Raw genomic sequence first — 12,566 nt, forward strand, 5'->3', positions numbered from 1 at the left:
ACTAATTTCCTTTTCTTAACTCTTCTGCCATTTCTATCATTTCTTTTGCAGATTCCATTGTTTTATCTGTAATATCAACGCCAGCCAAAAGCCTAGCTATTTCTTTTACCCTATCATTTCCTTTAATATTTGTAGATTTTGATATAGTTAAATCTTTTTGGTCAAATTTTTCTATAAGAATATGATTAGTAGATAAAGATGCTATTTGTGGAAGATGGCTTATAGCTAAAATTTGTCTTTCTTTTGATAAGTCTAAAATTTTTTCTCCAACAATTTGGGCTGTTCTACCGCTAATTCCTTGGTCGATTTCATCAAATATCATGGTATCAATTTTATCATAATCTGCAAAAATTTTTTTAAATGACAATACAATCCTTGAAACTTCTCCGCCAGATGCGGTTTTTGATAAAGATTTTAAATCTTCTCCCTTGTTAGTTTTAATGAGAAAATCTATATCATCAATTCCCTTAGAATCAATTTTATTTTTATTTTTAAATAAAACCTTAAAATCCCCATTAATAATATTTAAAGACTGTATCTCATTTTTTATTTCCTTTTCCAAATTTTTTGATTTTTCTTTTCTAATTTTTGAAAGTTCTAGGGATTTTTCTTCTAAATTTTTATTTATATTTTTTATATCTTTGTCAATATTTTTCTTTAAATCACTTATTTTTTCTAATTCTTTTAATCTCAAAGAAATTTTATCATAGTATTCTATAATATCTTCAATTTCATTTCCATATTTTCTTTTCAAATCGAAAAGTTTTTGATTAATCATTTCAAGCTCGTATAATCTTTCAGGATTTTGATCAAGCTTATCCTTATAATTATCAAGCTCAGAATAAATTTCATTTACTAAGTCTATAACAGTATATATTTTATCATTAACTTCTTCAATACTCTTGTCTATTTCTGAAAAATCCGATAAATTTGAAGATAAATTAGCTAGTAATGAGCTAATAGATGCTTTGTCATAATCAAAGGAAGAAATTAATTCTTCACTACTTTCAATACTTTCTCTAAGCTCAGTTATAGAATTTAATTTTTTATATTCTTGGTCAATCTTTTCTTCATCAATATTTAAAAGATCAATTTGTTCAATATCATCAAGTTGATAATTAATTAATTCTTTTTCTCTTGAAACTTCTTCTTGGGATAAATTAAATTCATCAAACTTTTTAAGCAAATTATTTTTTTCATTGAATAATTTATTAATTTCATTTTTTAGTTTGATAGTTTCTTTATCTTTTTTGTAGGCATCAATAATATCAAGATAATTTCCCTTATCCATAAAAATATTTGAATCGCCTTGTTTGTAAATATCAATTAATAATGAAGAAATTTCTTTTATCAACGAAAGATTTGCTACTCTTCCATTTATTCTAATTGATGAAGATTGTTGGTTTATGGTTCTTGTAATAATAAGTTTATTATCATCAAATGTAATATCTTTATCTTCTAATTTTTTTATTGTATCTTCATCCAAATTAAAAACTGCTTCTATAATTGTTTTATCATCAAATTTTCCAATTATATCTTTATTTGTTCTTTTTCCCAAGACAATATTGATAGCTTCTAAAATCAAACTTTTTCCAGAACCAGTTTCTCCAGATAAAACATTAAATCCGCTATCAAAAAATAAGTGATCTCTTTTGATAATCACTAGGTTATTAATAAATAACTCAGCTAACACTTATTTCACCATACTTCTTATTGTTTCAATCAAATCGTCAATTTCATCTATATTTTTTGGTGTTATAAATATAGTATCAAGTCCTGTTACAATTCCACCAATATTTTCAAGTTTTGCATTTGTTATATACAAACCACAAACTGTTGCAGTATAAGAAATAGTTTTTATAACAACTAATTGGTAAGATCTTTCTACAGATAATACAGATTCTTTAAATATTTTTTCCATTCTTTCATTTAATGAATCATAAACAGTATCTATTACTGTATATTTGTATTCATAATCATCTGTTTGTACTTTTGATATTCTAAGCTCTTTTATATCTCTTGAAATTGTAGCTTGAGTAGCATCTACTCCTTGATCTCTTAATAATTTAGAAAGTTGACTTTGTGTTTTTACTTCATTATTTTGAATAATATCTAATATAAGTCTTTGTCTAGTGTATTTTTTCATTTGATCCTCTCTGTTAAATAATCAATTAAATAAATGTGAAAATCATTGTTTTTAAAGTCATTAATATTTTCTTTAGCTTTTCTATTAAAGTCTAGTAGTAATTTTTTTGCATCATCAATAGAAATACATGATAAAATATTTAATTCAAACTCATCATATTTGTCTAAAATATCGTCTTGAAGTTGGAAAGCAAGTCCTAGATAATATGCGTAATTTTCTAATTTTTCTAGCTTATCTTTTTCAACATTTGCATACAAAGCTGCCATCATAATTGCAGCCATAAAAAGTCTTGCAGTTTTATTTTTATAAACATCAAGAATATATTCTATATTTTCATCCTTTTTTGCCTTTATATCAAAAACTTGCCCTTTTATCATTCCATCTTTGCCACAAGCTTTAGCCAAATATTTTCCAGCTTCAAGAAAACGTTGGTCATATATACTCAAATCAAGAATGATTTCAAAAGCATAGGACAATAAACTATCTCCAACCAAAATCGCAAGATCTTCTCCATATTTTTTGTGGACTGTAAGTTTTCCTCTCCTATAATCATCATTATCCATACAAGGCATATCATCATGTACCAAAGAATAGGCATGAACCATCTCAAGTGCCAATGATAAATCAATTATTTTTTCATCAACTGACTCTTCTCCCAAAAGCATTTTTATAGTTTCCAAAAAAACTACAGGTCTTATTCTTTTTCCAGAATCACTTGCATAAATCAAGGCCTTACTTAAAGGATTATCTTCATCAAATTTTTTTATCATTGCCCTATCGATAATATTTTTGTCAGCAATTAAAATTTTATCAAATTTTTCCTTATTCATTTTTGTCATTATTTATTATTTCAACCTTTGCCTTATAATCATTGATTTTTTTATTAAGTTTATCATAGATTTCTTTAGCCTCTTTATAAATTTCAAGGCTTTTATCTATATTATCTTTATTTTCTTCTAAATCTTTTAACAAAGATTCCATTTTTTTATAATTTGCTTCAAATGTGTTATCCATCATAAATCTCAGCTTTCACTTCTCCGTCACTAAAAACTATATTTACCTTATCCTTATTTTTTAAGGAATATTTAGAATAAATAAAATTGCCATCAAAATCCTTAATAAAAATACTTTTTTTCTTAATATCCAAAATTGATTTTAAAGAATTTAGCTTGTATTTTAAAATTTCTAAATCTTTTTCTTTTTTTTCAATGTTTAAATTTAAATTATTCTTGATTTTTTCAAATATTTCATTTACATTTTTAGTTTTTTCATCAAGTAATTTATCTAAACTATAAGAATCTAAGCTATATTTTAAATTATTAAGTTTTAATTCTTTTAATTCAATATTTCTATTTAAAGTTTTTTGGATGTCTATAAATATTTTATTTATATCTTGTCTGATTTTTTTATAATTTCTTACCAAATATGAGCCTGCTTCTGTTGGCGTTTGTAAGGACAAATCACTAACTAAATCTGCTAAAGACAAGTCTATTTTGTGTCCTATAGCTGAAATTATTGGACTTTTCGCCTTATATATTTCTTCTACTATATCTTTTTCATTAAAAACTTTTAAATCTTCTTTGCTACCACCTCCACGGGTAATAACAATTGCATCTAAGTTTTTTTTATCAAGAACATTTATTGCATTAATTATTTCATCTTTTGCACTAAGTCCTTGAACCTTTACTGGATAAAGATAAATATTTATGTCTGAAATTTCTTTATTTATTACAGATAAAAAATCTACTATAGCCGCTGATTTATCTGAAGTTATAAGGCCTATATCTTTGGGATAATCGCAAATAGTTTTTTTGGTACCTTTATCAAAATAACCTTTTTTAAAAAATTCTTCTTTGATCTTTAGAAAATTTAAATATTCTTCTGACAAGCCTTTTTTTTCTATATTATTTACAGATATAGATATTTTGGAAAAAAAGCTATTGTAAATCAAATTTCCATCTACAATAACCTCATCCCCATTATTAAAGTCTTCTATATCCTTTTGTTCATAATAATAAATCACACAATCAATAATTTCATTTTCTTCCTTTAAGGAAAAATATATGTGATTGTGAGATATTGTGTAGTTGGCTATTTCACCTTTTACACTTACGTTTTGAAATAAAGGATCGTGCTTAAAAGAAGTTTTTATATATTGGTTAAATTGTTTTACGCTTAAAGATTTCAATTATTTTCTCTTTTCTGCAATTTTACCTAACACGCTGTTTATAAATTTATATCCATCACTTGTTGAATATTCTTTTGCAATATTTACAGCCTCATTTATAGAAACACTTATAGGAATATCTAAATTTTCCATTTCATTAACGCTCAAAAATAAAATTGACCTATCAACTTTTGCCATTCTTTGTAAAGATTTTAAGCCTATTTGTTCTGCAATTATATTTTCTAGATTATCGTAATTTTCTATATATGATTTTAATGACTTATATAAAAAAGAATCTTTATTTAAATCTATTTCATGATTAATAAAAGCTTGGTCTATATCGTCAATATTTTTTATTTGATTTTCAAATATCAACTTAAATACCCAGTCTCTTTGTTTTGCCCTATTCATTATATTACTAAACTATTTACTTCGACATTAACTCTCTTTACAGATAAGCCAGTCATAGTTTCAACTTGTCTTTTTACATTTTCTTGGACATTTTTTATTGTTTTTCTCACATTTACATCTGCACTAAGTACAAGATTTAAATCTATAATTACAAAGCCATCCATTACAGAAATTCTTGTATCTTTTTTTGCTTCCTTATTGGATTTTGTGTTTGATTCAATTACACCATTTACTTCGCTACAAGCTTTTTTAGCTATTTCTTCAATAGTTTCATTTGCAATTTTAACACTTCCAAATTTAAATGCTCTTGTCATTTTATCTCCTTTATACTCTGGATAAATATTCCCCTTTTCTAGTATCAATTTTTATAACATCTCCCTCATTTACAAAAACTGGAACATTTATAATTGCACCTGTTTCAACTTCTGCAGGTTTTGTTACATTTGTTGCTGTATCTCCCTTAACTGCTGGTTCAGTTTTTACAACTTCAAGTTCTACAAAATTAGGCGCCTCAATTGAAAATGGATTGTTTTTATAAAATCTCATTGTAGCAGTATCATTTTCTTTTATATAAGGAATTGCTTCAGAAACTGCATCCTTATCAACAGGAATTTGTTCAAAAGTTTCTGGATCCATAAAATAATATAAATGTCCGTCGTTGTATAAGTATTGCATTTCTTTTGTAGAAATAATAGCTTGTTCAAACTTTTCATTTGGGTTGAAAGTTACATCTTTATTTCCGCCTTGCATAACAGATTTTATTTTTGCTCTTACAAAAGCTGCACCCTTACCTGGTTTTACGTGTTGGAAATCTATTACTTGATAAACATCTCCATCATATTCAAAAGTTATTCCTTTTCTTAAATCATTTGCTGATATCATATATCCTCCTAATAGGTTGTTTTCTAATATTATACCACTTATATTTTATTTTTTAAATAAAAATGTAAAATTATGTAATAATCCAAAATAAATTTTCACTTTATTTTTTACAATTTGATATAATAATAAAAGGAGTTGTCATGAAAAAATTAGCAATTATTTCAGAATATAATCCATTTCATAATGGACACAATTATATACAAAAAAAAGCAAGAGAGATAACAAATGCAGATATAGTTATTGCAATAATGAGTGGAGATTTTGTTCAAAGAGGAGAAATAAGCCTAATAGACAAATATAAAAGAGCAAATTCTGCAATGCTTTCTGCAGATTTAGTTATTGAAATGCCTTCATTTATTTCTTTACAAGCAGCAAATCTTTTTGCTAGAAAAAATATAGAAATTTTAAATAAATTAGAAATTGATTATCTTGCATTTGGAATTGAAAATATTAGTGAAAATAATTTTTTAAAGACTTGTGATAAGATATTTGAAAATGAAAATAGAATAAATATTGATACAAAAAATTTTCTAGATGAGGGAATGTCTTTTGCAAAAGCATCATATCTTGCCTCAATTAAATATATAGAAAATAAAGAATTTTTTTCCGCAAATAATATACTTGCTTTAGAATATCTCAGAGCTATAAAAAATTTAAAAGCAAATATTGAAATTGTGCCAATCAAGAGAAAAAATTCTATGAATAAAGATGTTGAATTAAGAAAAGATTCATTTTCTTCTTCTAGCTCTATTAGAAATAATATTGAAAATATAAAAATTAAAGATTATCTTCCAAGTCTTTCTTATAATTATATAAAAGAATTTAAGAATGAATACAATATTTTTCCACAAAATGATTTATTGTACGAGATTTTTAGGTATAAAATTCTAATAGAAGAAAAAAATATGGATGATATTTTATGTTACGAAAATGGTATGGAAAATTATCTAAAAAAAATAGCAAAAGATGAAATATTTTATAAAGATTTTATTAAAAATTCTACAAGCCAAAGATTTACAAAATCTAGGATAAAAAGGCTTATGATAAATTACCTATTAGAAAATAAAACTTTACTTAATGAAGTGGATATAAATTTTATAAAAGTTTTAGCTTTTAATGAGAACGCTACAAAATTATTTAAAGAAACAAATCTTAATATAATTATGCAAAAAAAAGATATAGAGAAATTAAATAAAGAAAATAAAATAATTTTTGAGCAAATGATTAAAGCATCAAATTTATATTCAATGGTTATAGGAAGACAATTTGATATTGATTATAGAGAAAAAATCTCAATAAAAAAATCCTCATATTAGAGGATTTTTATTTTACAAATTTTATTTTTGATTTAATATATGTTGTTTATTTTTTTCCAATGATTGAGCCAATTGGCTGAAATTTTCACATGATTTTGTAAACAATTGGTCAATGTATTGGTATGATTGTTGTTTTATTTTATTTGCTTCTTGGTTTGCTTGTTCAAGAATTCTTTGTGCTTCTTGTCTAGCCTCTGCTGTTATTTGATGTTCTGAAATCATTCTTTGATATTGGCTTTTAGCTTGTTCTTTGAAATTTTTGATTTCATTATTTGCATTTTGTACTTTAGATCTTGCTTCGTTTTCTGCTTCTTGCAAAATTCTTTCTTTTTCATCGTTAATCCATTGAGCATTTTTGATCTCTGTTGGAAGAGAATCTCTCATATCTCTAACAATTTCAAAAATTTCATCTGGATCAACTGAAACCTTTCTTGAAAATGGAACAGAACTAGCATTATCCATTATATCTTCAATTTCATCAATTAGTTCATTAATATTTGCCATTAGTTTTTTCCTCCTAGTTTATTTTTTTCATATATAGCTTTTTTTACATTTTTTGATACAAATTTAGATACATCTCCACCAAAACTAGCTAGCTCTCTTACTCCACTTGAGCTTATAAATGAGAATTTCGGATCAGAAAGTAGAAATATAGTTTCAAGATCTTCATATAGGCTTGAATTAAATTGAGCAATATTCATTTCATACTCATAGTCTGTAACTGCCCTTAAACCCCTCACTATAATTTTTGAATTTTCTTTTTTTGCAAAGTCAACTAACAAACCTTCGAAAGTTTTGACTTTGACATTATCTAGTTGAAATTCTTTAATTTCATTTTCTATTAATTGTTTTCTCTCTTTAATTGAGAAAAGAGAGTGCTTGGCTTCATTTATCAATATAGCAATGACTACCTCATCAAACATCTTATTTAATCTTTTTATTATGTCTAAGTGTCCGATTGTAATAGGATCGAAGCTACCTGGATATATCACTTTCATAGCAATAAATTTTTATGATTTTCCTTCCATATTTTTTTTCTTTAATCAAATTTAAATTAGTCATATCAGAAAAATCAATATTCCTATCTGATTCGCTTATTATTATACCATTTTTATTTAATAAATGATAGGTCAATATATATTCTAGACTAATTTTCAAATAATCTTCTTTATAAGGAGGATCTAGGTATATGTAATCAAAAGTTTTATTATTTTCTTTTAAAATTTCCAAAACTTTTCTAAAATCCCCTCTTATAGTTAAAGCATTTTGACTTTGAATTTTTTCTATATTTTCCTTGAGTATTTTATAATTTGAATTATTTAATTCTCCAAAAACAACCTCTTTTGCACCATGAGATAAAAATTCTATTCCCATTTGTCCTGTGCATGAAAATAAATCTAAGGCTGTAAAATCTTTTTTGTAAGGATAAAGCATAGCCATAACTGCTTCTTTTACCTTGTTATCTGTAGGTCTTGAATTGTTAGCTTTTGGAGATTTTATATTAAATCCTTTATACTTTCCAGCTACTACTCTCATTAATTTAACACAATCCTTTTGTCTATATTAAAATATTTTTCTAAATAAGAAAAATTAACTCCTTCGAAATTTTTATCTTTAAGATATGTAAATATTTTAAAGCAAAGATTTATTTCATCTTCTTTTAAATTGAAATAATTTACATCATCAAGATTTTTTCCATGTTGAATTGTTGATAGAATCTTGCCAGCACCTCTTAGTTTCAAATCTTTTTTTGCAATTTCAAAACCGTCGTTTGAATTTTTTATTATATTTAGCTTACTTCTCTCATCAACTTTTTCGCTAATCAAATAGCAAAATGATTTATAAGAGCCCCTACCTATTCTTCCTCTAAGTTGGTGTAGTGATGATAAACCAAAATTATTGGCATTATAAATTATCATACAATTTGCATTAGATACATCAATTCCAACTTCTATAACTGTAGTAGATATTAAAATATCAATTTTACCATCAGAAAAATCTCTAAGAATTTCTTCTTTTTCACTTGCCTTTAACTTTCCGTGAAGTTTTTCAATTCTAATATTTTTAAATCTTTTTTTATAGCGTTTATATAAATTCTCTAAAGAATTTATATCATCACTCTCTATAGAATCACTTACAACATAAACTTGCCTACCACTATTTATAAAATCTTCTATTTTAGAAAACAGGATATTTTCCATTGACAAAAGAACAAGTTCAGTTATAATTTCTCCTCTACCTTCTGGAAGCTCAGTAATTTGAGATAAATCTAATAATTTTTTCATCTTCAAAAAAAGTGTCCTTGGAATAGGAGTTGCTGTCATTGTTAGGTAATTTGCATCATTACCTTTTTCGTATAGGGCTTGTCTTTGTCTAACTCCAAACCTATGCTGTTCATCCGCAACAATTAATTTCAAATTTTTAAATTCCACATCATCTACAATAAGTGCATGTGTACCAATAACAATGTCTATTTCGCCATTTTTGATTTTATTCTTAAGGTCTTCTTTATTTTTTGTTGATGATGTAAGTAAAGAAATTTTTAAGCCAAAACTTTCAACAAATTCTTTATTTTTTTCATATTGTTGAATAGCTAAAACTTCAGTAGGAACCATCATACAAGTTTGGTATGAATTTATAGAAAAAATAATCATTACAATTAGTGCAATAATTGTTTTACCACTTCCAACATCCCCACACAAAAGCCTATTCATAATAGACTTACTTGTAGAATCTTTTAAAATTTCAATCAAAGACTTATATTGACTTGGTGTCAATTTAAAATCAAGCTTATTTAAAATATCATTTAGATTATATTTTAAATTTAAATCTTGGTAGGAATTTTCTTTTTGCATTACATAGATAAAAATCAATTCCTTTAATAAATCTATAATCTTAATTTGACTTTTAGCACTTTTTAAATTTTCAAGGCTAGTTGGGAAATGAATTTCCTTCAAATTTGAAAGTTTATCCGAAAAATTAAAGTCATTAAGAACTTTTTTATCTAATAAAACTTCATTTTCATCAAAAAATTCCAAGGCTTGACCTATAAAATCAGATAAATTTTTATTAGTCAAAGATTTTGTAAGCGGATATATAGGTACAATATTTCCAATTCTATCGTCATCTATATCTTTAAATTCTGGATTATGGCATTCAATTTCATAACCATTTTTTACGATTTTTGTATAAAATTTATATGTTTGTCCGATTTTCAAGGATCTTGGCGAAAATTTGTCGTTAAAAAATACTATTTTTATTCTTTTATCATTTTCACTCGCATAAAGATAAGAGATAGAAAATTTTTTACTATAATTTGTATAAAGCTTTGATTCTATTTTCCATTCAAAATAATGTTTATTTCCATCAAGACCATGGGATAAGTCGTACTTTTTTGACCTATCCTCATATTCCCTAGGATAATAATTATATAAGTCTTCTAGCTTATAAATTGATAATTTTTCTAAATATTCTTTTTTCTTTTTGCCTAAACCTTTTAGGTCCAAAAGATCCATCTATTTTACTCCAAGGTAATAGTGTAATAATATAAAGGTTGTCCACCATAAATCAATTCTACATCGCAATCTTTGAATTTTTTTTGAGCAAATTTTTGGAGTCTTCTGGCTTCTTTATCTTCTATATCTTCTCCATAATATATGGTTATAAGAGATGTGTCCTCATCGACCGCCTTCTCCAAAGTTTCTCTAGCAGTTTTTTCTATTGTTTTTTTGCTTGTAACAATACTATTATCAACTATTCCAATATATTCATCTTTTCTAATTTCTACATTGTTCACATTTGTATCTCTAACTGCTATAGTAACTTCCAAAACTCTTACATCTTCAATCGCATCGTTGAAATTTTCCATATTTTCATCTAATGATTCATCTTCATCAAATGAGAGTAGGGCAGAAAAAGATTCTGGAATTGACCTAGTTTCAACTACTCTACAAGTTTTATCAGACAATTGACAAGCTTGTTTAGCGCTCATAATTATATTTTTATTATTAGGGAAGATAATAATATTTTCGCTATCTACTTTCTCAATTGCCTTAAAAATATCTTCAGTTGAAGGGTTCATAGTTTGCCCACCAGCAATAATCCTATCAACATTTAAACTTTCAAACACTTTATCATAGCCTTCTCCCCTTGAAACAGCTATAAATCCATATTTTTTAGATGGTTTTTTGTTTACTTTTATATCATTCAATACATCTGGATTAGTATTTTCAACATTCATCGTCAAAACTTGTCCATATTTTGAAACCACTTCTAAAAGTTCCTTAATACCATCACAATCAAATGAAAGTCTCAAAATTCCATTATCAAAATCTTCTGTCAACGATGTAGAAAGCTCATTTAATTTTTCAAGTAAATCATCTTTTTCATCTTCACTTATGCTTACTGATAGGTCGATATTATAGTCTTTTGATGGCAAATCTTCAATTTCAATTTCTGATAAATCAGTTTCAATATCAATTTCTCCATTTAAGGCTTTTAAAGCTCCTTCAAGCAAAAACATCAATCCTTGTCCACCAGAATCTACAACCTTAGCCTCTTTTAAAACTGGCAATAAATTTGGAGTATCAAGCAAAGCCTTATGACCTGCTGCAATAATTTTATATAAATACTTATCAATATCAATGTTATTTTCAAAAGCGTTATTAGCTTCTTCTGCCATCAATCTTGAAACAGTTAAAATTGTTCCCTCAGTAGGTTTCATTACTGCCTTATAAGCAGTTTTATTTGCAACTGTAAAAATATCTCTTATACTTTCTGCATCAATAATATCCTTGCCTTTGATAGCTTTAGACATTCCCCTACAAAGTTGTGATAAAATTACACCAGAATTTCCTCTCGCTCCCATCAAAGTGCCTTGGCTTAAAGCCTTAGCAACATCATAACAAGATGAAGTTTCAGTATCCTTCACTCTTTCTACACCAGATTTCATTGTCATAGTCATATTTGTTCCCGTATCCCCATCTGGAACAGGAAAAACATTTAAGCTATCGACAACATCCCTTTTCTCATTAAGTAGTTCAAAAGCTTTAATAATAATGCTTTTGAACTTATTACTATCGATTTTTTTCATATTTCACCTAACTTCTAATTCCTTGAACTAAAATATTTACACTAGATACACCAACATTAAGAGAATGCTCAACATTATATTTCACATTTTCAATTATATTTTGGCATACAACTGCAATTCTTACACCATAATTTAAAAACAATGATATATCTATAGTCACAGTTCCATCTATATTTCTTAAAACTTTTACACCTCTGTTCATATTATCAATGCCTAAAAGTTTATAAAATCCATCTTTTGTACTTCTGCTAGCAAGACCTACAACACCATAGGATTCCATAACAGAAGCTGCAGCAATATTTGCAATTACTGTTTCTGAAATACTAACTTTACCGTAATTGTTTTTATACTTAATTGCCATAAACTCCTCCATTTTATTTTTTTATATATAATTTATTATACCATAAATAGTAAATAATTATAATTGTACGCTTTTAGCAAAATTAAATTTAAAATTTTTAAAAGTTTTAAAAGTTTTCAATATAAATTTTTGTGTAAAATTTTAAAAATAAAATCTTCAAAATTAATTTTACGCACAAAAAAAGGATGAGC

The 12,566-nt window shown here is 25.9% G+C and carries 15 protein-coding genes; 1 reads left to right on the top strand and 14 read right to left on the bottom strand.

The features are described 5' to 3' along the window. Nucleotide 1: 1 nt before the first annotated feature. Genes recN through efp form a run of 8 tightly spaced genes read right to left on the bottom strand, consistent with a single transcriptional unit; the run spans nucleotide 2 to nucleotide 5,606 of the window. The gene (gene recN / locus HMPREF3045_RS02130) at nucleotides 2-1,693 is read right to left on the bottom strand and encodes a DNA repair protein RecN (RefSeq protein WP_070736921.1); all 1,692 of its coding nucleotides are present in this window, start codon (nucleotides 1,691-1,693) and stop codon (nucleotides 2-4) included. Then, nucleotides 1,694-2,146, bottom strand: a complete 453-nt coding sequence (locus HMPREF3045_RS02135; protein WP_004838913.1) for an arginine repressor — start codon at nucleotides 2,144-2,146, stop codon at nucleotides 1,694-1,696. Then, nucleotides 2,143-2,985 carry a polyprenyl synthetase family protein gene (locus HMPREF3045_RS02140; protein WP_070736922.1) on the bottom strand — a complete coding sequence of 281 codons (843 nt, stop codon included), beginning with the start codon at nucleotides 2,983-2,985 and terminating at the stop codon, nucleotides 2,143-2,145. The genes HMPREF3045_RS02135 and HMPREF3045_RS02140 overlap by 4 nt, the downstream gene beginning before the upstream one ends. Next, nucleotides 2,969-3,163, bottom strand: a complete 195-nt coding sequence (gene xseB, locus HMPREF3045_RS02145; protein WP_019117596.1) for an exodeoxyribonuclease VII small subunit — start codon at nucleotides 3,161-3,163, stop codon at nucleotides 2,969-2,971. Before xseB ends, HMPREF3045_RS02140 begins: the two co-directional genes overlap by 17 nt. After that, nucleotides 3,153-4,334 (bottom strand): exodeoxyribonuclease VII large subunit, encoded by a 1,182-nt coding sequence (gene xseA / locus HMPREF3045_RS02150; RefSeq protein WP_070736923.1) that lies wholly within the window; start codon nucleotides 4,332-4,334, stop codon nucleotides 3,153-3,155. The genes xseB and xseA overlap by 11 nt, the downstream gene beginning before the upstream one ends. Beyond that, a complete protein-coding gene (gene nusB / locus HMPREF3045_RS02155; RefSeq protein WP_019117594.1) occupies nucleotides 4,335-4,724 on the bottom strand; it encodes a transcription antitermination factor NusB in 390 nt (129 codons plus the stop codon). It lies immediately after the preceding gene. Further along, nucleotides 4,724-5,038, bottom strand: coding sequence for an Asp23/Gls24 family envelope stress response protein (locus tag HMPREF3045_RS02160; protein ID WP_019117593.1), 315 nt, complete (start codon nucleotides 5,036-5,038; stop codon nucleotides 4,724-4,726). Before HMPREF3045_RS02160 ends, nusB begins: the two co-directional genes overlap by 1 nt. Nucleotides 5,039-5,048: 10 nt before the next feature. Next, nucleotides 5,049-5,606, bottom strand: coding sequence for an elongation factor P (gene efp, locus HMPREF3045_RS02165; protein ID WP_004838919.1), 558 nt, complete (start codon nucleotides 5,604-5,606; stop codon nucleotides 5,049-5,051). A 140-nt stretch (nucleotides 5,607-5,746) separates the two neighbouring features. On the opposite strand from efp, the gene HMPREF3045_RS02170 reads away from it, so the two are divergent. Next, nucleotides 5,747-6,922 (top strand): nucleotidyltransferase family protein, encoded by a 1,176-nt coding sequence (locus HMPREF3045_RS02170; RefSeq protein WP_070736924.1) that lies wholly within the window; start codon nucleotides 5,747-5,749, stop codon nucleotides 6,920-6,922. 21 nt (nucleotides 6,923-6,943) lie between these two features. On the opposite strand, the gene HMPREF3045_RS02175 is transcribed toward HMPREF3045_RS02170, so the two are convergent. From HMPREF3045_RS02175 to HMPREF3045_RS02200, 6 genes are read right to left on the bottom strand one after another with little or no spacing between them, the layout of a single operon-like run. Further along, entirely contained in the window at nucleotides 6,944-7,426 is a 483-nt protein-coding gene (locus HMPREF3045_RS02175; RefSeq protein WP_019117591.1) for a H+-ATPase subunit H, read from the bottom strand. Further along, nucleotides 7,426-7,920: a pantetheine-phosphate adenylyltransferase gene (coaD, locus tag HMPREF3045_RS02180; protein WP_019117590.1), complete on the bottom strand. Its 495-nt coding sequence runs from the start codon at nucleotides 7,918-7,920 to the stop codon at nucleotides 7,426-7,428. The genes HMPREF3045_RS02175 and coaD overlap by 1 nt, the downstream gene beginning before the upstream one ends. Then, nucleotides 7,898-8,458, bottom strand: coding sequence for a 16S rRNA (guanine(966)-N(2))-methyltransferase RsmD (rsmD, locus tag HMPREF3045_RS02185; RefSeq protein WP_004838923.1), 561 nt, complete (start codon nucleotides 8,456-8,458; stop codon nucleotides 7,898-7,900). The genes coaD and rsmD overlap by 23 nt, the downstream gene beginning before the upstream one ends. After that, entirely contained in the window at nucleotides 8,458-10,437 is a 1,980-nt protein-coding gene (locus HMPREF3045_RS02190) for an ATP-dependent DNA helicase RecG (RefSeq protein ID WP_070736925.1), read from the bottom strand. Before HMPREF3045_RS02190 ends, rsmD begins: the two co-directional genes overlap by 1 nt. A gap of 5 nt (nucleotides 10,438-10,442) precedes the next feature. Further along, nucleotides 10,443-12,014 carry a DAK2 domain-containing protein gene (locus HMPREF3045_RS02195; protein WP_070736926.1) on the bottom strand — a complete coding sequence of 524 codons (1,572 nt, stop codon included), beginning with the start codon at nucleotides 12,012-12,014 and terminating at the stop codon, nucleotides 10,443-10,445. Between the two features lie 7 nt (nucleotides 12,015-12,021). Then, nucleotides 12,022-12,375, bottom strand: coding sequence for an Asp23/Gls24 family envelope stress response protein (locus tag HMPREF3045_RS02200; RefSeq protein ID WP_019117587.1), 354 nt, complete (start codon nucleotides 12,373-12,375; stop codon nucleotides 12,022-12,024). Nucleotides 12,376-12,566: the final 191 nt, after the last annotated feature.

Source organism: Anaerococcus sp. HMSC075B03 (genome assembly GCF_001815585.1).
Lineage (GTDB): Bacteria > Bacillota > Clostridia > Tissierellales > Peptoniphilaceae > Anaerococcus > Anaerococcus vaginalis.